This window comes from Stenotrophomonas maltophilia group sp. LNF247, from assembly GCF_054083135.1.
The window spans coordinates 350927-372454 of record NZ_JBSRQL010000001.1 but is presented as its reverse complement, the minus strand read 5'-3'; the positions used below and the strand labels follow the sequence as shown (position 1 = coordinate 372454).

Sequence of the window (21528 nt, the reverse complement as noted above, 5' to 3'; positions counted from 1 at the left end):
ACGACGTCCAAGGAACCGACGCATGCTTCACCCCGTACCAAGCGCGCTGGCGCTGGCGCTGGTAGCCCTGATGGCTGCCGGCCCGGCACTGGCAGACACCGCCACCTCCGCGCCCGCCACGGCGCCGCCTTCCACCAGCGGCGATACCGAAGCCAGCAATAATTTCAGCATTGTCCGTTACCGCGCCGACTACCAGGTGCGGCCCGATGCGGGCAATGTGCAGACCGAAACCTACGAAGTCCTTCTCAAGACCAAGGCCTCCGTCGAGCAGTTCAGCCAGGTGCGGCTGAGCTACAGCGAAAAGATGGAGACGCTGGAAGTGCTCGGTGCCTACACCATCACCGCCGATGGCCAGCGCCGCGACGTGCCGGCCGACCGCATCTACACCCAGGAGAGCTACTCCAGCGCCTCGGCGGCGATGTATGCCGACCGCAAGGTGCGGGTGATCGTGTTCCCGAACCTGGCCCCGGGCACGCGCCTGTACTACCAGGTGCGCCGCACCCAGGCTACGCCGTACTTCCCGGGCTATTTCGGCCTGTGGGAGACCTTCAACGTCTTCACCGAGTACGAGGACGCCGAGGTCACCCTGAGTGCGCCGGCCAACCTGCCGATGTTCGTCGACAGCCGCGGCGTGCAGGGTAGTGACCGGCCGACGGTGAAGAACGGCCAGGCGCAATGGCGCTGGCGCTACCAGCGTCGTGAGGCGATGCCGGCGCAGAACTGGTCGGCGGCGGGCTGGGAGTTCGGCCCGAACATCATGGCCAGCACGTATCGTGACTGGTCGCAGATGGGGCGCGCCTACCAGCTCAAGGCGGGCCCGGCGGCCGAGGTGACCCCGGCGCTGCAGGCGCTGGCTGATGAGATCACCGCCGGCATCAGTGACCGCCGCGAGCAGGCTGATGCGCTGTATCGCTGGGTCGCGCAGAACATCCGCTATGTGGCGGTGTACCTGGGCAACGGCGGCCTGGAGCCGAACAGCGCGCAGAGCATCCTCGACAACCACTACGGCGACTGCAAGGACCATGTGACGATCCTGGAGGCGCTGCTGGCGGCCAAGGGCATCGCCAGCTCGCCGGTGCTGATCGGTGCGGGCGGTGGCCCGACGCTGCCGAAGATTCCGGTGCTGGGCCGCTTCAACCACGCCATCACCTACATCCCCGAATTCGATCTGTACCTCGATTCGACCACCGCGTGGGCGCGCTTCGGTCAGCTGCCAGAGGGTGACCTGGGTGCACCGGTGATGCGTACCCGTGACGCTACGCTGGCGCGTACCCCGGCCAATACGCCGGAGCGCAATGCGACGTCGATGGAGGTGCGTTTCACGTTTGATGCCAACGGCAACCTGCGCGGCGAGACGATTCCGAAGCTGGGCGAGAACGCCGAGATCGGCATGCGCGCCCAGTTCTCCCAGCTCAACGCGCAGAACCGTGCGCGCGCCGAGGAGCAGATCATGGCCGCGTCCGGTTTCGACGGGCGAGGGCAGCTGCAGATCCAGGGCGTGCCGGTCGACCTGACCCGGCCGTTTGGCTATCGCATGGCGTTCCAGGCCGAGGACTACGCCGACTTCAGCGTGGCCGGCGGCATGGCCGTGCCGGACCCGCCAGGTGGCGAGTCGGTGCGTGGCCTGTACGCTACCGCCTCGGCGCCGGCCAACGAGACGCCGTTCTACTGCAATGCCAGCCTGCGCGAGGAAACCTATCGCCTGCAGTTCCCGGCCAACGCGCCGATCATCGCCATTCCGGCCAGCCAGCGTTTCGCCAATGCCGCCGGCGAGTACCGCGTGGACTGGAGTCGCGAGGGCCAGGAGGTGATCGTGCACCACCGCTTGCAGCAGAATGCGGTGCGCGGCCCGGAGGCATTGTGCCAGCCGCAGGACTATCCGGCGTTCCGCGCGCTGTATCGCGAAGTGCGGCGTGGCTTCCGTGGCCAGGTGCTGTACGGCAAGCTGCCGGGATCCGGTGGCTGAATCGCCGATGGACGTTCAGGGCGGCATAATGTCGCCCTGATCGCCCATTCATCTTTCCCCGGGCACACTGGCAACCACCTTTCCTGGCGCCCGCGCCCACAGGATTCCCGCATGAACTTCCGCTTCCGCCGTTTCCTTGCCACCACCACCCTGGCCGTGGCCTGCGCCGCCGCTGGCAGCGCCTGGGCTGGCGCCCGCGATGACCTGAAGATCTTCACCAGTGGCCTGAAGGGGCTGGATGGCCAGTTCAGCCAGCAGGTGTTCGACAGCCGTGGCAAGGTGAAGGAATCGACCAGTGGCCGTGTGGCGCTGTCGGCGCCGCGCCTGTTCCGCTGGGAATACGTGCGCCCGCACGAACAGCTGATCGTGGCTGATGGCAAGAAGGTCTGGATGTACGAGCCGGACCTGGAGCAGGCCACCGTGCGCGAGCAGGGCAAGGAAGAGCAGAACAGCCCGCTGACCGCACTGATCAACCCGGCGCTGCTGGAGCAGCAGTACGACGTCAGTGAAGAGGCCGCGCAGCGCGACGGCCTGCAGTGGCTGTCGCTGTCGCCGAAGCGCGAGACCGAAGCCAGCTTCCAGTACGCCGCGCTGGGCTTCAACGCCCAGGGCCTGGCCAAGATGGAAATCACCGATGCGGTTGGCCAGCGTACCGTGATCAGCTTCAGCGGCTGGAAGCGCAACCCGGGCTTCGCGGCTGGCACCTTCAGCTTTACGCCGCCCAAGGGCACCGACGTTATCGGTAATTGATCTCTGGGCGGAAACGCCGTGGTGGGTGTCAACCTTGGTTGACACGCTGTTGATCTGCCGGCCAGCGGCCGGCACTACCGAACCTGTGGCCTGATCCTGCGGGCAGGGTTCGGTGCTGCCGTGATCCGACCTGACCCGCTCTGTTAAGTGCCAACCTTGGTTGGCACGCGCTCGGCCAGCTCATCCGTTGTCCGGGTGAACGATGACCTGCCAGTTGAGGCCATCAAATCGCACCAGATCCCACTGCGTCAACACCCACAGCACCCCATCGGCGCAACTGATGTCGTTAATGGCGGCGTCCACCAGTTCTTCAGGAATGCCCGCATCCAAGCGTTCAACCACTCCAGAGGTGGGGCTGTAGAGATAGAGTCCATTCTCCGAGCCGATGTAGATGGACTGCCCGTACTGGCAGGAGCAGTAGAACGGTACGTCAGGGCTGATCTGATGCGGGATGGGCGTGAATCCCGTATTGATCTGACCCGTTACGATTGTTGCCTCTGTACCGACCAGGAACAGTTCGCCCCAATCCGTTTTGGATGCATGCAGCAGTTCAGCGAACGTGATCTGCTCTGGAATGGTCCAGGTCGCGCCATCCCAGTGCGCAATCAGGCCGTCAGAACCGATCGCATAGAGATCGGTAAAGCCGGTTCCGCAGAGGTCATTCACACTGGCCAGGTCAAAGTCAGCCAGCAGTTGGTCGAGCGCATGATCCTTCCCGATTCGAGCCAGATCAGCGCGTGATTCTTCGAATCTTCGCCGAAGCTCTGCGTCGCGCTCCGCCGGGTCAGCTGGTAGCGGTGGCACACCGTCCAGTTCGAACAGGTGGCCAACGCAGTCAAGCCAGTTGTCGAAATCATCCAGATCAGGATCGTCTTCGCAGATCTGATGTTCGGCAGCAGGGAAGTGAGTAGGAAGCTGCTCCCAACCTGCTTCGCTGCGGTGATAGATCATGCCGTGCACTCCGCAGCAGAAAAGATCCTCACCCAGCTGCCGGATCCGGGTCAGGCCACCGGAAAAGTCGTCACCTTCATGTGAAATGTACTCGCATGTCGTGCCTGCTCGAGCGAGATCCTCAAGCTGGCCGTAGTAGTCAAGAGCCAATACTCGACGAGCGCGTCCGTCCTGTTGTTCAGGGACGAAGATGGTGGACTCGACCTGCCAGTCGGACAGGTCGTGATAGAACCATTTCTCATCCGTTTGATGTTGATAAAAGAACATCCGGGAGGGCGGGCCCGGATCCGGGTCGTAGCATTCGTGCCCCGGACCAATCCTTGCAGCCAAGTAGTAAATGTTCGCATCGACAGCGCAGCCGGCAACGAACTCAAGGACATTGGATTCGGGATCGCGCACGAGTGGGGCCTGGATGGTTGAGTTGCAAATTCTCGGCTACTGATGAGGATGCACGGCCCCCGAGAAAGGGCGTTCCATGTGAATCAGTGGCTTACCGATGAATTGGCTGCGGCGGCTTCGGCTCATTTCCGACACATTGCCAGGCTGCCGGCCAGCGGCCGGCACTATCGATCCCTGCGGCCTGATCCGCCGGGTATGGCCCGGCGCTACCTGCTCTGGTGGGTGCCAACCGTTGGCTGGCACGCTTGGGATCTGCCGGCCGGCCGGCCGGCGGCCGGCTCATCCGTTGTCCGGATGAACGATCACCTGCCACGCGGTGCCATCAAATCGAATCAGGTCCCAGGGCGCCAGCACCCACAGCACGCTACCGGCGGAACTGATATCAACAATCGTTGCATCTCTCAGTTCTTCGGGGATGCTTTCCAGCAACGGTTCAACTACGCCGGTTTCTAGACTGTAGACGTAGAGGCCGCCATTCTCCGAGCCGATGTAAACCTGTTGCTTGTACTGGCAAGCAGAGTTGAAGCTGATGGCTTCGCCGACCTCGTGGTGCAGGCACTCGAATCCAGTGGAGATGTCGCCCGTAACGATGGTGCCGTCCATGCCTACAAAGACGAGGCGGCCTTGGTCAGTCCTGCAAGCATGAAACAGCTCCGCAGTAGTGACTTGTTCGGGCACGGTCCAGCTCGAGCCATCCCAGTGCGCAATCAAGCCATGGGAGCCGATTGCGTAGAGGTCGGCAAAGCCCGTTCCGCAGAGGTCGTTCACGCTGCCCACGTGGAACTCAGCGAGTAGCTGGTTGAATCCTCCATCCTCCCGTACACCGGTCATGTGAGCGCGCCAATCGGCGAATCTCCGGCGAAGCTCTGCGTCGCATTCCATCGGATCTTGAGGAAGTGCGGGAAAATCGCCCAGTTCGAGCAGATGGCCGAAATCGTCGAGCCAACTGTCGAAGTCATCCAGGTCCGAGTCGTCTTCGTCCTCCTCGCAGAAGACAGTCGCGAATTGGGTTGGAAGCTGCTGCCATCCGGCTTCACCCCGATGATGGATCTGTCCTCTTGTGCCCGCGCAGAAAAGGTCGTCGCCCAGCAATCGCAAACAGGTAAGACCTCCGGGGAAGTCGGCGCCTTCCGCCGAGACGTACTCGATCGTGGCCCCAGCACGGGAGTAATCTTCCAGCTGCCCATGGAAATCCAGGGCAAGCACACGACGGGGGCGGCCGCCTTCCTCCTCTGGAACAAACTGTGTGGACATGACCTGGAAGTCCTGCAGGTCATGGTAGAACCACTCCTCTTTGGGGGTGCGGCCAAAGACGAACATGCGGGTGGGTGGGCCGGGATCCGGGTCGTAGTAGTCATGCCCGGGGCCAAGGGCGGCAGCCAGATAGTAGATGTCCTCGTCGACCGCGCAGCCAGCAATGAACTCAAGGAGATTGGATTCGGGATCTCGCACGCTTGGGTCCTGAAGGGTTGAGTTCCAAATTCTCGGCTACTGACGAGGGTGCACGACCCCCGGGAAAGTACACTCCATGTGAATCAGTGGCTTACCGAAGAATTGGCTGCGGCGGCTTCGGCTCATTTCCGACACATTGCCAAGCTGCCGGCCAGCGGCCGGCACTACTGATCCCTGCGGCCTGATCCGCCGGGCATGGCCCGGCGCTACCGTTGGGCGGCGCGGTACAATAGCCGCGTGCCAAGACATCGCTCCACTTCCTTCCCTGGCCCCGATCTACTGAGCGTCGATCGGGATCACCTGCGCCCGCTGGCCGAGCGCATGCGCCCGCGCACCCTGGACGAAATGGTCGGGCAGAAGCGCCTGCTGGCGCCGGACAGCGCACTGCGCCGTGCAGTCGAATCCGGTCGCGTGCATTCGATGATCCTGTGGGGGCCGCCCGGCTGCGGCAAGACCACGCTGGCGCTGCTGCTGGCCGAGTACGCCGATGCGGAATTCCGCGCCATCTCTGCCGTGCTGTCCGGGCTGCCGGAGGTGCGCCAGGTGCTGGCCGAGGCCGCGCAACGCTTCGCCGAAGGCCGCCGCACCGTGCTGTTCGTGGATGAGGTACATCGCTTCAACAAGGCGCAGCAGGATGCGTTCCTGCCGCATATCGAGCGCGGCACCATCCTGTTCGTCGGTGCCACCACCGAGAATCCATCGTTCGAGCTGAATTCGGCGCTGCTGTCGCGTTGCCGCGTGCATGTGCTGGAAGCGGTATCACCAACCGATATCGTCGAAGCGCTGGAACGTGCGCTGGGGGATCGCGAGCGCGGCCTGGGCGAGGAGGGTATCGAGGTCGCTCCCGAGCTGCTGCTGGAAATCGCCACCGCTGCCGATGGTGACGTGCGCCGTGCGCTGACCCTGTTGGAAATTGCCGCAGAACTGGCGGGCGGGGAGGGTGGTCGCATCACCCCGCAGACCCTGACCCAGGTGCTGGCCGACCGTACCCGCCGCTTCGACAAGGGCGGCGAGCAGTTCTACGACCAGATTTCGGCGCTGCACAAGTCCGTGCGCAGCTCCAACCCCGATGCTGCGCTGTACTGGCTGACCCGCATGCTCGATGGCGGCTGCGATCCGTCGTATCTCGCGCGCCGGCTGACCCGCATGGCCATCGAGGACATCGGCCTGGCCGATCCGCGCGCGCAGAGCATGGCGCTGGAAGCCTGGGACATCTACGAGCGGCTGGGCAGCCCGGAAGGCGAGCTCGCGTTCGCCCAGTTGGTGCTGTACCTGGCCAGCACCGCCAAGTCGAACGCGGGCTACGCCGCGTTCAACCAGGCCAAGGCCGACGTGCGCCAGAGCGGTACCGAAGAGGTGCCGCTGCACCTGCGCAATGCGCCGACCAAGCTGATGAAGGAACTGGGCTACGGCGCCGAATACCAGTACGACCACGATGCCGAAGGAGGCATCGCGCTGGACCAGACCGGTTTTCCGGACGCGATGGGCGAACGGGTGTACTACAACCCGGTGCCGCGCGGCCTGGAGATCAAGCTGAAGGAAAAGCTGGATCGGCTGCGCGCCGAGCGCGAGGCGGCGCGGGCCGCAAAGGGCCGTTGAGTCGGCTCATGTAGCGTCGAGCCACGCTCGACTCCACTCTGGACCGAGCCAGCAGCACCTGCGGAAACAGCAGCCGAGCATGGCTCGGCTCTACAGGGCTAATGGCGGTCGAGTGTGGTTCGTCATCACATTGTCCTGCGGGCGTTCCTTTGGCAGACTGCGCGGCTACTTTTTCAAGGATCGATGCCGTGCAGGAAATGATTCTGCCGTTGAAGCGTTATGCCCAGTTCGAGGGCCGCGCCAGCCGTCGCGAGTACTGGATGTTCCAGCTGTTCCTGTTGATCGTCTCGGCCGTCCTGATGGTGCCGCTCATCGCCGGGCTGGTGATGCAGTCCGACATGCTGGGCATCGCGTCGATCATCCTGTTCGTCGTGTTCTGGCTGGCCACGTTCGTGCCGGTCATCGCCGTCACCGTGCGCCGCCTGCATGACTGCAACCAGTCGGGCTGGCTGTACCTGCTGGCCTTTGTTCCGTTCGGTGGCCTGGTGATCTTCGTGTTCGCGCTGCTGCCGGGTACACCGCAGGAGAACGTCTACGGCCCGGTGCCTGCGGGGCCGTGAGACTGCGTGAGTCGAGCATGGCTCGACTTCTACAGGACGGGAAAACGAAGCCGGCGTTTCGCCGGCTTCCTTCTTACTTGATGCTGCAATCGCCGAAGGACAGGTAATCCGTTCCCGAGCTGAACTGCAGCGTGCAGCTGGCGGTGAAGGTCGCGCCTTCTTCCAGCGCGCCCAGCTTGGCCGCCTGCTGCTCATCGTCGCTGGTCAGCCGGGCCAGGACATTGCCCTGGTCATCGCCGGCCTCGATCAGCGGTTCGCCCGCCAGGTTGCTGGAAACGCTCAGTGCCACGGCAGTGAATGTCACCGTCTGGTTGAGTTCGTCCATACCCAGTGACGAATTGCCGGCTTCTTCAAAGGCCTGGTAGAGCGTTGGCAGGTCCTGTGCGGCATGGGCGGCCAGCGGTGCGAGCAGGCCCAGGGAAAGGGCGATCAGGGTGGTGCGCTTCAAGGTGTTCTCGCAGTCACGGGATCCATTCCCGTGGGTGGTGGTGAGCAGATCCACGCCATGCGTGGATGGGTTTGGCAAGGGACAGGGCGCGGCCGATGGCTCGATCGCCCATCCATCCGCAGCCCTGCGAGGGAAGGGCGCTCCTGCGCCCCGCTGCCCGGCAAAATAGTGGATTCGGTGTTTCCGGCGCAACCGGGAAAATGAATGCATCGCGCGCGTGATACACAGTGTGACATTTGATCGATGTGATAATCATTCGCGTTTAAGGTAGACTGCGGTCCCCTGTGAACCGGCGGCCATCGGCCGCTCGTGCCGCCGCTGATGAAGCATTTCGTCCCGCCTTTGCGCCGTGGTCCACTGGCCCGCGGCATGGCCGCCTTGATGATGGGTCTGCTCCTGGCCACCCCGTACGCCCATGCGCAGCAGCGCAATCCGCTGCAGAAGATCGGCCACACCGTGCTCGACGAGCCGGCGACCAGCTATCGCTTTCAACAGTTCGTGGTGAGCAGCCCGGACCAGCAGCGCCGCTGGCGTGTGAACCTGGCAATCCCGGCCAACGCCGGCAAGACGCCCTCGCCGGTGCTGTACGCGCTGGATGGCAACGCCGTCGCTATGGTCCTGGACCAGCCGCTGCTTGCCGAACTGGCCGCGCGCAAGGCGCCACCGGTGCTGGTGCTGATCGGCTACGACAACGACCTGCGCATCGATTCCAAGGCGCGCACCCGCGACTACACCGCGTGGATCGACCGCGCGGACGCTGAGAGCGGTACGACCCAGGCGGTCGGCGGTGGTGCTGCGGCCTTCCTGGATGTGATCGAACGCCGCATCAAGCCGGAAGTCGAGCGTCGCGCACGCATCGATACGCAGCAGCAAGCGCTGTGGGGCCACTCGCTGGGCGGTTTGTTCGTGCTCAATGCGCTGTACACCCGTCCCGCCGCCTTCCAGTCCTATCTGGCCGCCAGCCCGTCGCTGTGGTGGAGCCAGGGCGCGGCGCTGGGTGATCCGGAGCAGCAGTTCGTGCAGAACGTGCACGGCCAGCGGGCAAAGCTCTGGCTGATGCTGGGCGGTGCCGAGCGTGTTGGCGATCGTGGCAAGCGCGACCTGAGCAACCCACGGGTGGTCGCGCACCTGCGCCGCATTGGCGGTGCCACGCCGGATGCGGCGATGCAGTTGTCCGAGCGGCTGGCCAAGGTGCCGGGCCTGAGCGTGCAGTACCGCGAGTTCCCGGGGCTGGGACACGGCCCGATGCTGCCGGCCTCGTTCCATGCCGCGCTGCATGAACTGTACGGCGTGACCGACCGCAGCGCCGGCGATGGCGCGCCCAGTGGCGGGGACAACGCCGCCGAATGAATGCCTTCGCACGCGATGCCGTGCGACCCCACTACCCAGGCGAGGCTGCCGACGTGCAGCGGCCCAGGCAACCGATGACTCCCGCGCCACGTGGCGCGGCCTACGTGTGCAAGGAGCCTTCCATGTCGTTCCGTCCGTCTTTCCATCTCACCTTTCTCGCCGCCGGCCTGTTGCTTGCGGTGACCGCCACCGCGCAGCCGGTGTTCGACCAGCCGGCCAACGCCACCTTCAAGGGTGAGGTTGTCTCGCGCGGTGAGAATGTGGTTCCCGGCAGCACCGCCGACGTGGTCGGTCGTGGCTTCGTGCCGGGCCAGAAGGTCAGCCTGCTGCGTGGCGACAGCGTGCTCAACGCCCAGCCGGTGGTGGTCGATGCCGATGGCAACTTCAAGACCCAGTTGAGCATTCCGACCGACGCCGTGCCGGGCACCCATCCGGTGGTGGTGCGCGCCAGCCAGCCGGCTGCGGCCACGGTGCTGAAGCTGCGCGTCTCGCCGCAGCTGCCGCTGTCCGGCCAGGCGCAGTTCGCCACCCAGTCCAACAAGCTGGTGCCGGGCCTGTACCAGTCCGCCTACAGCGCCGCCAGCAACGCCGTGTTCGTCACTTCGGCCGTGGGCCGCCCGCCGGTGACCCAGTCGCAGCTGTTGAAGCTGGACCCGAAGTCGCTGAAGGTGACCAAGGCGATCACCCCGGCGCAGGTGCCGGGCAGCACCAATGGTTCGGTGTATGCGGTCTACGGCGTGGGTGTGGATGACACCAACGGCAATGTGTGGGTGACCAATACCCGCCAGAACTCGATCGCCGTCTATCGCCAGAAGGACCTGTCGCTGGTCCACCAGTTCCCCGTCGACACCGTGCCGCATGCGCGCGACGTGGTGGTAGACGGTACGCACGGCAAAGTGTTCGCTTCTGCCACCGGCGAGGACCACCTGACGGTGTTTGATGCGAAGACCCTCAAGGAACTGCCGCAGGTGACGCTGGAATCCGGCGTGGACGACGGCAAGTTCACCCCGATGAGCCTGGTGCTGGACGAGAAGGGCGGCAAGCTGTTCACCGTCAGCATCGGCACCCCGGAGGCGGCAGTGATCGATGTGGCCAGCGGCAAGGTCGAGAAGGTCATCGATCTGGGCAATTCGATCAGTGCCTCGGGCGTGGCCTTCGACGCGGCGCGCAACCGCCTGTACGTGGCCTCGCAGGGCACCGACAACCTGCTGATCGTCGACGTGGCCGCCGGCAAGGTGCTGCACGATGTGCCGGTCGGCGCCGGCGCGCTGAACGTCGCCTTCGATGATGCCTCCGGCCTGGCCTACGTCAGCAACCGTGGCGCTGGCACGGTCACCGTGGTGAACGGTGACGGCAAGGTGGTCGCCAATCTTGATGGCGGCACGCTGCCGAACCACGTCCGCGCCGATGGCAAGGGCAACGTGTTCGCGGTGAACAAGTCGCGCGGCGCTGAAGACCCGAAGGGTGACCGCATCACCCGCATCACCCCGAAGCAGTAAGTCACGCGGTGGGGCGGCGTGCGCGTCGCCCTGCCAGCAAGGAGATTGTGCATGAACATCGCGTCCCGTCTGCGCCTGTGTGCGCTTCCGTTGGCTGTTTCGCTGGCGCTGGCTGCCTGTGGTGGCTCGTCGGCTCCCTCTGATGCCAATACGCCTGCCGAGTCGCCCGCAGCAACGGCGCCCGCTGCGGAAACCGCGCTGCCGGCAGGCTGGCAGCGCGTGGCAGGTGCCGAGATGCCGGCCGTGCACGGCCGGAAGGCGGTGCTGCCGGCCAAGGTGCATTCCGATGATGGTGCCGACGTCGAAGTGGCCGACACCCGCCGGATCATTGCCGGTGGTGACGATGTCATCGCGGTGATCGAGGCGCTGGGTCTGGGCACGCAGGTGTTCGCGGCACCGACCAACACCACCACCCAGGCCGGCCTGGCCGCACCGCACCAGTTCCTGTTCAACCGAACCACTGGCGTGGAGGGCGTGCTGAGCCTGCAGGGCTCGCTGTTCCTCGGCAACAGCCTGCGCCGCCACACCGAGCTGGCCAGGAAGCTGCGCGAAGTGGGCGAGCCGGCCGTGGTCATCGATGACCTGCAGCCGGCCCCGGATAAGGTGCGCAAGGTCGCCGCCGCACTAGGGCTGGCCGAGGCAGGGCAGGCGCTTGCCACGCAGGTGCAGCGCCAGCTCGACGAGGCTGCAGCGATTGGCAAGGGCCTGGGCCATGCACCACGACTGATCCACGTATCGGCCACCGGTGCCGGTGGCTCGCCGACTGTTGCCGGTGCCGACAGCGCGTCGGCGCAGCTGATCGCACTGGCTGGCGGCGTCAACATCGGCACCGAGGCCGGGGTGAAGAACTACTCGCAGCTGAGCAATGAAGGCGTGGTTGCCGCGGCACCGGAGGTGATCCTGGTGACCGAGCATGACCTGCAGTTGTTCGGTGGTGCCGAAGGCCTGTGGAAGGCGTACCCGACGCTGAGGCAGACCCCGGCCGGGCAGGCCAACCGGGTCTGGGTGATGCCGGATGTGCAGCTGAAGTACACCAGTGTCGGTTCCGGTGCTGGCGCGCTGGCGCTGGCCAAGGCCCTGGCGGCGTTGCCGAAGGCATGAGTCCGGCGGATCGGCGCCGCCGTCGCGGGCGGACAATGTTGCTGGTGGCGTTGCTGGCACTGCTGGGGGCAGTGCTGGCGTCGTTCGCCGTGGGCCCGCTGCGGCTGCCGCCGCTGGAGGTGATGCAGGCATTGGCGGTTAAGCTGGGCCTGCTGGATCCGCAGGCAGTCAGCAGCCGCGATCTGGCCGTGGTCTGGCAACTGCGCATTCCGCGTGCCCTGCTGGGCGCGATGGTCGGCGCGTCGTTGGCGATGGCCGGTGCCAGCCTGCAGGGCCTGTTCGGTAACCCGCTGGCCGACCCCGGCATCGTCGGTGTCAGCCAGGGTGCTGCACTGGGTGCGGTGGCCGCCATCGTGCTGGGCGCCGCCGGTGCGGCGGGCTGGCTGGTGCCGGTGGCCGCGTTCGTCGGCGGTGCGCTGGCGATCGGCCTGACGTATGCGTTGGCCCGGCCTGGCAAGGGCACGGGTAACGCCACGCTGCTGCTGGTCGGTATCGCGATGGCCGCGTTCTGCTCGGCGCTGATTGGTTTCCTCACTTACATCGCCAGCGAAAGCGAACTGCAGTCGCTGGTGTTCTGGCAGATGGGCTCGCTCGCGCGCGCCAACTGGGCCGACGTGGCTGCGGTGGTGCCGTTGTTTGCCATCGGCGTGTTCGCATTGCAGCGACTGGCCACGCCGCTGGACATGCTGGCGCTGGGGGAGCGCCAGGCACAGCACCTCGGGCTGGATGTCACCCGCACGCGGCGTCGCCTGGTGGCGTTCAGTGCGCTGCTGGTGGGCGCGGCGGTGGCCTTTGCCGGCTCGATCAGCTTCGTTGGCCTGGTGGTGCCGCACGTGGCGCGCCTGTTGGTCGGCCCCGGGCATCGCTGGCTGCTGCCGTTGTCCGGCCTGCTCGGTGCGCTGCTGATCGTGGTGGCCGACACCGCCGCACGCACGCTCGATCCGCCCGCGGAGATTCCGCTGGGCTTGTTCTCGGCCGCGCTGGGCGCACCGTTCTTCCTCTGGCTGGTGCTGCAGCAGCGCCGCAAGGCGGCCCCATGAGCGTGCTGCTGAAACTGCACGAGGTGGTGGTGCGCCGCCAGCAGCGCGAGATCCTGCATGGCATCTCGCTGGCGTTCGAGCCGGGTACGGTGACCGCCCTGGTTGGACCGAATGGCGCGGGCAAATCCACGCTGTTGGCGGTGGCTGCCGGTGACCTGCGCGCCGATGCGGGCGAGGTGAGCCTGTTGGGCAATCCGCTGGCCAGCTACAAGGCCGGACCACTGGCGCGCGAGCGCGCGGTGATGCCACAGGAGCACGGCGTGCGCTTTGCCTTCAGCGTGGAAGAAGTGGTGGCGATGGGGCGTTTGCCGCATCCGCCGGATCCAGTGGTGGATGACGCCCAGGTGGAAGCGGCAATCGATGCCGCGGAACTGCAGGCGCTGCGCCTGCGCGAGGTGCAGCAGCTGTCCGGTGGTGAATCGGCCCGCACCACGTTCGCGCGCGTGCTGGCGCAGGACACGCCGCTGTTGTTGCTTGATGAGCCGACGGCCGCGCTGGATCTGCGCCACCAGGAGCGCACGCTGCGCAGTGTGCGTGCCTGTGCCGAAGCCGGTGCGTGCGTGATCGTGGTGCTGCACGATCTGAACCTGGCGGCTGGCTATGCCGACCGCATCGTGCTGCTGGAGCAGGGCAGGGTGGCCGCTGATGGTACGCCGCCGCAGGTGCTGACCGAAGATAACCTGCAGCGGGTCTACCAGCAGGATGTGGTGGTGCTGGAGCATCCGCGGCGCGGGGTGCCGCTGGTTGTGGTGACCTGAACGAAGGCCGCCGGGTTGCTCCGGGTATCATGGTTGCTTCGTTTTCTTCAATGGACTGATGCCATGTTCCGTACCGTCACGCGCAGCGTGCTGCTTGCCACGATGATTGCTTCCGTTTGCGCAGCCCATGCAGCTTCGACCTCCCAGGTTTCGCTGACCGACGCGGCCGAGAACGCCTCGCTGATAGAGACCTGGCATTCCAGTGGCGAGGGCGCCGCTGTGACGTCGATGAAGACGCAGTACTTCGCCAACGAGGAAATGTCGGTGAGTTGGGACGACCAGCAGGTGCTGGTGCTGTGCAGGGAGACGGCGTATCTGAAGATTCCTGCGGCCAAGCTCAAGGCCGGAGCGTTGACCACCGAGCAGCGGCAGATGATCGTCTATCAGGCATTGATGTCCGGCCTGGCGGCTGTCGCGGGCGTTGTCGGGCCGGCAGGGGAGAGGGTGACCGTGGCTGATGATGGCAGCGAGACCCGCAGCGTTGGCGAAAACAGCTGGGCATATGGTGTTGAGCGATACGAAGTGATCACCCAGCGGCTGCCGGACGGTGCACTTCGGGTCCGGACCCGCAAGACGGAAACCGTGAATGCCACGCCGCCGGCGGGCCCGGACGACATGTTCAGCACCGAGGACGACCAGGCGGCGCGCTTGTCCGAACTGGCGCCGGTGGGCAGCTGGACCGAAGTGGTGGTCCACGGTGGCGCACGGCAGCCGCATGTGGATCCGGCGATGTCGTTGAAGGGGTGGATTTCGATGGGGGATGACCAGGCAGCGACCGTGGCGGATGCCCGCACGCTGCATGGGTGCAAGTAAGGCGTCAGGCACTCATCACAGCCACCCGCGGGGTGGTTCTACCGTGGTGTGCATCGTTCCATTTATGCGTTCAATATTCACTTGCGCGCCAGATTGGCAGGTCTAGAATGCGCCCCATGAACCGGATGCCGCTCCTGAAGTTTTTCACCCTGACCCGCGCAAGCGCGGAACGGGCGTGTCTGCCTGGAGCTCCACAGGGCCGCTGAAGCGGCTATCGCTGGATCATCCACAGAGCGCCCTTCGGGGCGCTCTTTTCGTTTCTGCAGTTTCATTTCCCTAGCCCGACGTACCGCAAGGAGAACGTGCCATGCACCAGATCGCCGAGACCGAACGCTAGCCGCGCACCCTGTCGCCAACCGGGGTGCGCGGCCCCCGTAGTTGGCTTTGCAGGAACCTATCTCATGAACACCCAAGTCCTTTCCCGTCGTCGCAACCTTGGCATCATTGCCCACATCGACGCCGGCAAAACCACGTTGACCGAACGCCTGCTGTGGAAAAGCGGCGAAATCCATCGCGTCGGCGAAGTGCACGACGGCAATGCGACCACCGATTTCTCGGCAATCGAGCGCGAACGGGGCATCACCATCGGCGCGGCCGCCGTGCAGGCGCAGTGGGCACCGCGTGACCTGCCGCCGCATCGGCTGACCCTGATCGATACCCCTGGCCACATCGACTTCGCCATCGAAGTCGAACGTTCGCTGCGCGTGCTCGACGGCGCCGTGGCCGTGTTCTCGGCCGTGGATGGCGTGCAGCCGCAGTCCGAGACGGTGTGGCGCCAGGCGCGCCGTCATCGCGTGCCGCTGATCGCCTTCGTCAACAAGATGGACCGCGTCGGCGCGTCGTTCGAGCGCGTACTGGAGCAGCTTCAGGACAAGCTTCAGGCGCGACCGTGGGCGCTGGGCGTGCCGTTGGGCAGCGAGAGCGACTTCAACGGCTGGGTCGACCTGGTCGATGAGCGCGTGCTGCAGTGGCGCGACGGCGCGACGACCATCAGCCCGTGGGACGACGCGGCACGTATCCAGTGGCGAGCCCAGCGCGATGCTCTGGTCGAAGCCGTGGCCGATCATGACGAAGAACTGGCCGATGCCTGGCTGGAAGGTCGGGTGGTCGATGCCGGGGCGCTGCGCGCGGCGATCCGCCGGGCGACGCTGGCGGGTGCGGGCGTGCCCGTGCTGGCCGGTGCTGCGTTCAAGGACAAGGGCATCGAGACGCTGCTGGATGCCGTGGTCGATTACCTGCCGTCGCCGCTGGATCGCCCTGCCGTCAGCGCCGAAAGCGATGAGGGTGAGGTGGTCTTGCCGCCCGATCCTGATGGCCCGCTGGCGGGGCTGCTGTTCAAGATTACCCACCAGCAGCACGGTGCACTCAGCTTCGTGCGGCTGTACTCGGGCACCTTGAAGGTGGGCGACGCGGTGGCCAGTTCGCAGCATCCGCAGGGACGGCGGGTCAGCCGGCTGGTGCGGGTGCAGGCCGACCAGACCCACGACATTGAACAGGCCGTGGCCGGTGACATCGTCGCGGTGCTGGGCTGGAAGGATGCGGTCAGCGGTGAAACGCTGAGCGGCCGTGCGCTGCCGTTGCGCCTGGAGAACATACAGGCACAGGCGCCGGTGCTGGCCTGGCGGTTGGAACCGGCGCGTGCGGCCGACCTGATCCGGATGGCGCAGGGACTGGCGAGCCTGGCCCAGGAAGATCCGTCGTTCCGCGTTGAAACCGATCGCGATACGGCGGAGACCCTGGTCTGGGGTATGGGCGAGCTGCACCTGGAAGTGATGGTCGAGCGCCTGCGCAGCGAGTGGAACGTCGACGTGGGCGTAGGTGCGCCGCGCGTGGCCTACCAGGAGACGCCGATGCGCGCGATGACGGGTGTCGTTGGGCGGCTGGTCAAGCAGACCGGTGGCCAGGGCCAGTTCGCGCACGTGGTGCTGGACGTGGCGCCGCGTGAGGACGACCAGGTGGTGTTCAACGACCGCATCGTCGGTGGCGTGGTGCCGCGCAGCTTCATCGCGGCGGTGGAGAAGGGCGTGCGTGCCGCACTGTCGGAAGGGCCGCAGGGTCATCCGGTGGTCGGTATCGAGGTCAGTCTTGTCGATGGCCAGACCCATGCCAAGGACTCGTCGGAGATGGCGTTCCATCGCGCAGGCGCCGAGGCGATCAAGGCGGCGCTGGCCGAGGGTGGCACGCAGCTGCTGGAGCCGGTGATGGCGGTGACGGTGCATTCGCCGTCGACATCGGTGGGTGACGTGGTGGGCGACCTCAACCGGCGCCATGGCCGCATCGCCCGCATCGACGATCAGGACGGTCGGGCCGAGGTCAGTGGCTTTGCGCCGCTGGCGCAGCTGGTGGGGTACACCACCGCGCTGCGGTCGCTCAGCCAGGGACGGGCCAGCAGCGAAGCGCACCTGCACGGCTATGAACCGGTACGCGCTGCATGAGGAAGGCGAGGGGAGCCCGTTCGCGGGCTCCCACTTCTTTGTTCGGGTTTCCGCATCCACGCATGGCGTGGATCTAGCGGGTGACCGGGTCGCGAGCTCTGCAGTAGATCCACGCCATGCGTGGATGGATCCGCACCGACACGGCAACATTGGCGCTGCATCGCAACAAAAGTGCAGAAAAAGCTGGATTAAAGTGATGCCTCACGATAAATTGCGCCCCCCGTTGCTCGCCGCCGCCCGCACCCCTCTCATGCGTGATGACAAAGACCCCGGAACCCTGGAGCTGACCCTGCCGCGCAAGCGCGGCCGTCCGCCCAAGTTCGGGTACGCGATGAGCGATGCGCAGCGCGCCGCGCGTTATCGCGCGCGCCGGGCAGGGCAGGCCAACCATGCCGACGTGCGTTCCTGCAGCGATATGGTGCTGCTGGACAAGATCCGTGCCGCGGTGAGCGCGCGCGACACCGAGCTGGCCGGGTTCCTGGTGCACGTGCTCTGGCAGCGCTACCCCTTGCAGCTGAAATAGGCCGTCGGTGGGGTGGCCGTTGTCATCGAGCTTGTTGATAATGCGGGATTCAGGTTGTTCCCGCTGGCGCGCCCGGGATGGCAGGCGCGCATGATTGAACGGTTCCCAAGATGACCACCACCAGCGACACCACCACCGAAGCGGCGCCGAGCGGCGCTCCCCTGTTCTATACCCGTCCGGTGCCGCTGCAGGCCGATGTGCACGCCGATCTGCGCATCCTGCCGGGCAGGCTCGAGTTTGCGGCCGGCAACAACGCCATTCCGCTGGTGCTGGGCGAGTTCTCGCTGGCCCTGCACCACTTCCCGATTCTGTTCGCTGGCCCGACCGCCGTGCCGATGGCGGCCGTCGGTGTGTCCGACCAGAACCTGTTCATCAAGGACGGCCTGTGGGAAGACGAGGCCTACATTCCGGCCTACCTGCGTCGCCACCCCTTCATTTTCATCGACACCGGTGCGGACAACGACTTCCTGCTGGGCATCGACGAAGAGAGCTCGCGCGTGGTCAAGGGGGGTGACGAAGGCCAGCCGCTGTTCGTGGACGGCAAGGCCACCGACATGGTGCAGCAGGCGCTGGAGTTCTGCGGCCAGTACACCCGCGAGCACGAACAGACCCAGGCCTTCTCCAAGGCCCTGATCGACAACGGCCTGCTGGTCGAGCGCAACGCCACCGTGCGCACTCCGGATGGCCGCGAGTTCAACCTCAATGGCTTCCTGGTGGTGGACGTTGAGAAGTTCGTGGCGTTGCCGGAAGCGACCGTGGTCGAGTGGCACCGCAGCGGCTGGTTGGCGCTGATCCACCAGCACCTGATGTCGCTGGGGCGATTCAACGACCTGACCCGTCGCCAGGTCGAGCGCCTGGCGGCCTGATCAGCTTGAAGGCACGGCTTCCGCCTTGCGGGAGCCGTGCCACTGCTGCAATCCCTGCAGCAGTCGCCATGCCTCGACCCAGTCGGGCGTGGCCTGCTGCCCCAACTCCCACAGGGCGGCCGCGGTGCCGGCCTGATCGATTGCCCGGCACATCTGCAACGTGCCCTGCAGGCGGTGCGCATGATGGCGCAATGTCGCGGCATCGGCGTCCTGCAGGGACTGTTCGATCCCGGCCAGCTCATGGGCGATATCCGCAGCGAAATCCGGGTCGGCGCCCCGCGCGCTACAAGGCGCGGCAGCGTGCGCCGAAGGCGGAAGGCCCAGCGCCTGCAGCAAGTCTGCCACCTGCAGCGGCTTGACCAGGACGGCGTCGAATCCGGCCCGGCGACAGCGCGCCACGTGCCGGCGCCCCATGCGGGCGGACAGGGCAATCACTCGCAGGGGCGCGTTTGCCCGCGCGCGCAGCTGCTGTGCCAAGCCGTAGCCGTCCCGGCCGTGGAGCCCGATATCCAGCACCACCGTGCCGCGCGGTCGCAGCGCCTGTTCGGCCAACGCGGTTTCCGCATCGGCAACCGCGCACACATCGGCACCCAGCCGACGCAGTTGCTCTGCCACGACGCGCCGGCTGAGTGCGTGGTCCTCGACCAGGAGCAGCTCTGTGCCCGTCAACGGCGCCTGCTGCGGGCGCTCGATGGTGGGCGGATCGCGAGGGACAGCGCGGACCGGCAGTCGCAGGGTGAAGCGACTGCCGCGCCCATGTACGCTGTACGCGGCCAGGTTGCCGCCCATGGCAATGGCCAGCTCGCGCGCAATCGTCAGGCCCAGGCCAGTGCCGCCGCGCTTCTGGCCATCCTCTCCCTGCTGGAACGGGCGGAACAGTAGCGGCAGTTGCGCGGGGGCGATACCGATGCCGCTGTCGATTACATCCAGCAACAGCTCCCTGGCAGACGGGATGGGTGACAGCTGCAGGCGCACTTCGATGCCACCGGCATCAGTGAACTTCAACGCGTTGCCCAGCAGGTTGTCGACAATCTGGCGCAGCCCGTCAGCATCGAGTGCGACCGTCGGCGCGGGGTCGGGCGTGCAATCAAGCTTGAGGGACAATCCCCTGCGCAGTGCCTCCGGCCGGATCGCGTCCAGTGCATGGGCACAGAGCTGGCCGACGTCGCAAGGTACGACGTGGGGCCTGAAGCTGCCGCTGGCCAGACGCGAGAACGCGAGCGAGCGGTCGAGCAGCCTGCGCAGCGCGTGGCCGGCGGCACGCGCGGCCGCGAGCAGGTCGTGCTCTCTCCTGGACAGGCGCGACTGGCTCAGCAGGTCGATCGAAGCCAGTATCGTCTGCGCGGAATTGCGCACTTCGTGGCTGATCATTCCTGCCGCGCGCCCAAGGCGTTGTTCCGTGCGACCGATTCGCCAACGTAGTGCCTGCCAGAACATGGTCAGGCCGATGAGTATTGCGGCCACATACAGCAGCCAGGGCAGGTGCAGGGCGCGCACCCGGTCAAGCGCGTTCTCGACGGGGGCGGGCAGCATCTGCTGCGCCCACAATGCCAGCAGGCCCGCGTGCTCTTCGAGCGTGATGTCGTGCAGTGCCTGGTCGATGCGCCTCAGCAGCTGCTGGTCCTCGCGGCGCACGAGCAGGTGCAGATCGGTGGAGAAGTCGCTCTCGAACGGATGAAGCTGCAGTTTGCCCGCGAAGTGCCGCCGGATCATCGCGTGCAGTGTAGCTTCCAGGCCGATCGCAGCATCGGCGATGCCGTTGTCCACGGCGGCCAGGGCTGCATGCCGATCGGGCAAGTGCAGCAGGCGGACCTGCGGATGGTGGGTTGCCAGCCAGCTGGCATAAGGGCCGCCGCGAATCACGGCCAGCACCTGCGCCTTCACGCTGCCGACGTCACGTGGCGCGTGCTCGCCTTTGCGCACGGCCAGGACCGTCTTGCCGCCATCGAAGGCGCCGGATGCCATCAGGCCGGGGCAGGGCCGTGGGCGATGCGCTGGGCCGCCCATCACCAGCACCAGATCGGCCTCGTGCCGGCAGACGGCAGTGACCGCTGCCCTCGTGCTGGTGTAGGCGATGTCACGGAAGCGCAGTCCGGAATGGTCAGCCACGAGCTGCGCATAGCCGTGGGCGAGGGTCGGGAGCGGGATCGAGTCCGCCAGTGGTGCAGGCAGCGGGCGCAATGATGGCGCGGTGGCGACCCGTACTTCGCGACCCGCCGGCCACGCCTGCAGATGTGCATCCTCGGCCGAGGCTGCTGGCAGCAGGATCAGGACCATCAACGAGGTGACAAAGGTATGCAACCGGAGGCGAACACGGCGCCTCATCGGAGGTTCCGCTGCTCTCGCAGTGCATAGATCTCCACGTCATTGCGCAGCCCGAGCTTGCGCAGGGCGGCCACCTTCTGGGTGCTGACCGTCTTGACGCTGCGGTGGCGGCGCAATGCGATCTCCGACACGGTCAGGCCGGACAGGAGCAGGTCCAGCACTTCGCGTTCATTGCGACTGAGTTCGTCGCGGCAGGCCGGGACCAGGCAATCGGCCGGCAGGCGGCACAATCCCTGCGATACACGCACGATGGCCTCGGACAGCATCTCCAGCGGCTCGGATTTGCTGACAATGCCGCTGATGCCGGCCGCCAGAAGGTGGTCCACGCGGGTTGTTGGCGTCAGCGTGGCGAAGGCCAGCAGGGGCACATGAGGAAAGCGCTCCCGCAGCAAGGGAACCAGCTCATCACTGCTGCGGTCGCCAGGCGCCAGGGTGAGATCGATGATGGCGACATCCACTGCCAGCTTGCGCAGGCAGCCGATGAACGCGTCGCTGTGGGTGTGGCTGGCGACAATGTTGAAGCGGACGTCGCGGCACAGGTGCAAGGCGGTGCCGCGGCGGACGACTTCGTGATCGTCTAGCAGTGCGAGCCGCAGACGGCGCGGTGCAGGGTATCCATTCATGCGCTGGGAGGTGATCGGCGCCCGGGAGGGCGTGGCGACCATTCTGGCGCTGCTGCCGCGCCGGGCACCG

18 protein-coding genes are annotated in these 21528 nt (G+C 66.1%); 13 read left to right on the top strand and 5 right to left on the bottom strand.

Annotated features, from left to right (window positions below; translation table 11 throughout):
- Nucleotides 1-22 precede the first annotated feature (22 nt).
- Together ACTXG9_RS01745 and lolA are read left to right on the top strand one after the other, a co-directional pair.
- Complete coding sequence (locus ACTXG9_RS01745; RefSeq protein WP_021201783.1) at nucleotides 23-1966, top strand: DUF3857 domain-containing protein; 1944 nt, start codon at nucleotides 23-25, stop codon at nucleotides 1964-1966.
- Nucleotides 1967-2077: 111 nt separating this feature from the next.
- Nucleotides 2078-2716: an outer membrane lipoprotein chaperone LolA gene (gene lolA, locus ACTXG9_RS01740; RefSeq protein WP_111098319.1), complete on the top strand. Its 639-nt coding sequence runs from the start codon at nucleotides 2078-2080 to the stop codon at nucleotides 2714-2716.
- A 180-nt stretch (nucleotides 2717-2896) separates the two neighbouring features.
- Here the strand turns inward: lolA and ACTXG9_RS01735 are convergent, their stop codons facing one another.
- A complete protein-coding gene (locus tag ACTXG9_RS01735; protein WP_456115633.1) occupies nucleotides 2897-4066 on the bottom strand; it encodes a hypothetical protein in 1170 nt (389 codons plus the stop codon).
- A gap of 279 nt (nucleotides 4067-4345) precedes the next feature.
- Nucleotides 4346-5518, bottom strand: coding sequence for a hypothetical protein (locus ACTXG9_RS01730; RefSeq protein WP_456115632.1), 1173 nt, complete (start codon nucleotides 5516-5518; stop codon nucleotides 4346-4348).
- A gap of 321 nt (nucleotides 5519-5839) precedes the next feature.
- Here ACTXG9_RS01730 and ACTXG9_RS01725 point away from each other — a divergent pair, with 321 nt between their 5' ends.
- Complete coding sequence (locus tag ACTXG9_RS01725; protein ID WP_238378447.1) at nucleotides 5840-7117, top strand: replication-associated recombination protein A; 1278 nt, start codon at nucleotides 5840-5842, stop codon at nucleotides 7115-7117.
- A 188-nt stretch (nucleotides 7118-7305) separates the two neighbouring features.
- Nucleotides 7306-7677, top strand: coding sequence for a DUF805 domain-containing protein (locus ACTXG9_RS01720; protein WP_456115631.1), 372 nt, complete (start codon nucleotides 7306-7308; stop codon nucleotides 7675-7677).
- 73 nt (nucleotides 7678-7750) lie between these two features.
- Here the strand turns inward: ACTXG9_RS01720 and ACTXG9_RS01715 are convergent, their stop codons facing one another.
- Nucleotides 7751-8125: a hypothetical protein gene (locus ACTXG9_RS01715; RefSeq protein WP_111102775.1), complete on the bottom strand. Its 375-nt coding sequence runs from the start codon at nucleotides 8123-8125 to the stop codon at nucleotides 7751-7753.
- Nucleotides 8126-8446: 321 nt separating this feature from the next.
- Here ACTXG9_RS01715 and ACTXG9_RS01710 point away from each other — a divergent pair, with 321 nt between their 5' ends.
- The 9 genes from ACTXG9_RS01710 to ACTXG9_RS01670 all read left to right on the top strand — a co-directional run bounded on the left by ACTXG9_RS01710 (nucleotide 8447) and on the right by ACTXG9_RS01670 (nucleotide 18510).
- Complete coding sequence (locus ACTXG9_RS01710) at nucleotides 8447-9475, top strand: alpha/beta hydrolase-fold protein (protein WP_206621440.1); 1029 nt, start codon at nucleotides 8447-8449, stop codon at nucleotides 9473-9475.
- A gap of 122 nt (nucleotides 9476-9597) precedes the next feature.
- Nucleotides 9598-10974: a YncE family protein gene (locus ACTXG9_RS01705; RefSeq protein ID WP_329858930.1), complete on the top strand. Its 1377-nt coding sequence runs from the start codon at nucleotides 9598-9600 to the stop codon at nucleotides 10972-10974.
- Nucleotides 10975-11025: 51 nt separating this feature from the next.
- Nucleotides 11026-12075: a heme/hemin ABC transporter substrate-binding protein gene (locus ACTXG9_RS01700; RefSeq protein WP_111102764.1), complete on the top strand. Its 1050-nt coding sequence runs from the start codon at nucleotides 11026-11028 to the stop codon at nucleotides 12073-12075.
- Nucleotides 12072-13115 (top strand): FecCD family ABC transporter permease, encoded by a 1044-nt coding sequence (locus tag ACTXG9_RS01695; RefSeq protein ID WP_019337457.1) that lies wholly within the window; start codon nucleotides 12072-12074, stop codon nucleotides 13113-13115. The genes ACTXG9_RS01700 and ACTXG9_RS01695 overlap by 4 nt, the downstream gene beginning before the upstream one ends.
- Nucleotides 13112-13873 (top strand): heme ABC transporter ATP-binding protein, encoded by a 762-nt coding sequence (locus ACTXG9_RS01690; RefSeq protein ID WP_111102758.1) that lies wholly within the window; start codon nucleotides 13112-13114, stop codon nucleotides 13871-13873. Before ACTXG9_RS01695 ends, ACTXG9_RS01690 begins: the two co-directional genes overlap by 4 nt.
- Nucleotides 13874-13936: 63 nt before the next feature.
- Nucleotides 13937-14686: a hypothetical protein gene (locus ACTXG9_RS01685; RefSeq protein ID WP_456115630.1), complete on the top strand. Its 750-nt coding sequence runs from the start codon at nucleotides 13937-13939 to the stop codon at nucleotides 14684-14686.
- A gap of 401 nt (nucleotides 14687-15087) precedes the next feature.
- The gene (gene fusA / locus ACTXG9_RS01680; RefSeq protein ID WP_456115629.1) at nucleotides 15088-17121 is read left to right on the top strand and encodes an elongation factor G; all 2034 of its coding nucleotides are present in this window, start codon (nucleotides 15088-15090) and stop codon (nucleotides 17119-17121) included.
- Between the two features lie 250 nt (nucleotides 17122-17371).
- Entirely contained in the window at nucleotides 17372-17644 is a 273-nt protein-coding gene (locus ACTXG9_RS01675; protein ID WP_005409616.1) for a hypothetical protein, read from the top strand.
- A gap of 110 nt (nucleotides 17645-17754) precedes the next feature.
- Nucleotides 17755-18510, top strand: a complete 756-nt coding sequence (locus ACTXG9_RS01670) for a SapC family protein (protein WP_019659662.1) — start codon at nucleotides 17755-17757, stop codon at nucleotides 18508-18510.
- On the opposite strand, the gene ACTXG9_RS01665 is transcribed toward ACTXG9_RS01670, so the two are convergent.
- A complete protein-coding gene (locus ACTXG9_RS01665; RefSeq protein WP_111098312.1) occupies nucleotides 18511-20835 on the bottom strand; it encodes an ATP-binding protein in 2325 nt (774 codons plus the stop codon).
- Nucleotides 20832-21500 (bottom strand): response regulator transcription factor, encoded by a 669-nt coding sequence (locus tag ACTXG9_RS01660; protein WP_227844946.1) that lies wholly within the window; start codon nucleotides 21498-21500, stop codon nucleotides 20832-20834. Before ACTXG9_RS01660 ends, ACTXG9_RS01665 begins: the two co-directional genes overlap by 4 nt.
- Nucleotides 21501-21528 lie beyond the last annotated feature (28 nt).

Excerpts from the sequence above, each read along its gene's own strand:
- ACTXG9_RS01710 (WP_206621440.1), top strand. The coding sequence starts at position 8,447 with ATGAAGCATTTCGTCCCGCCTTTGCGCCGTGGTCCACTGGCCCGCGGC.
- ACTXG9_RS01665 (WP_111098312.1), bottom strand. The coding sequence starts at position 20,835 with ATGAGGCGCCGTGTTCGCCTCCGGTTGCATACCTTTGTCACCTCGTTG.
- ACTXG9_RS01660 (WP_227844946.1), bottom strand. The coding sequence starts at position 21,500 with ATGGTCGCCACGCCCTCCCGGGCGCCGATCACCTCCCAGCGCATGAAT.
- ACTXG9_RS01690 (WP_111102758.1), top strand. The coding sequence starts at position 13,112 with ATGAGCGTGCTGCTGAAACTGCACGAGGTGGTGGTGCGCCGCCAGCAG.
- ACTXG9_RS01700 (WP_111102764.1), top strand. The coding sequence starts at position 11,026 with ATGAACATCGCGTCCCGTCTGCGCCTGTGTGCGCTTCCGTTGGCTGTT.
- ACTXG9_RS01685 (WP_456115630.1), top strand. The coding sequence starts at position 13,937 with ATGTTCCGTACCGTCACGCGCAGCGTGCTGCTTGCCACGATGATTGCT.
- ACTXG9_RS01705 (WP_329858930.1), top strand. The coding sequence starts at position 9,598 with ATGTCGTTCCGTCCGTCTTTCCATCTCACCTTTCTCGCCGCCGGCCTG.
- fusA (WP_456115629.1), top strand. The coding sequence starts at position 15,088 with ATGAACACCCAAGTCCTTTCCCGTCGTCGCAACCTTGGCATCATTGCC.
- ACTXG9_RS01745 (WP_021201783.1), top strand. The coding sequence starts at position 23 with ATGCTTCACCCCGTACCAAGCGCGCTGGCGCTGGCGCTGGTAGCCCTG.
- ACTXG9_RS01725 (WP_238378447.1), top strand. The coding sequence starts at position 5,840 with ATGCGCCCGCGCACCCTGGACGAAATGGTCGGGCAGAAGCGCCTGCTG.
- ACTXG9_RS01675 (WP_005409616.1), top strand. The coding sequence starts at position 17,372 with ATGCGTGATGACAAAGACCCCGGAACCCTGGAGCTGACCCTGCCGCGC.
- ACTXG9_RS01670 (WP_019659662.1), top strand. The coding sequence starts at position 17,755 with ATGACCACCACCAGCGACACCACCACCGAAGCGGCGCCGAGCGGCGCT.
- lolA (WP_111098319.1), top strand. The coding sequence starts at position 2,078 with ATGAACTTCCGCTTCCGCCGTTTCCTTGCCACCACCACCCTGGCCGTG.
- ACTXG9_RS01695 (WP_019337457.1), top strand. The coding sequence starts at position 12,072 with ATGAGTCCGGCGGATCGGCGCCGCCGTCGCGGGCGGACAATGTTGCTG.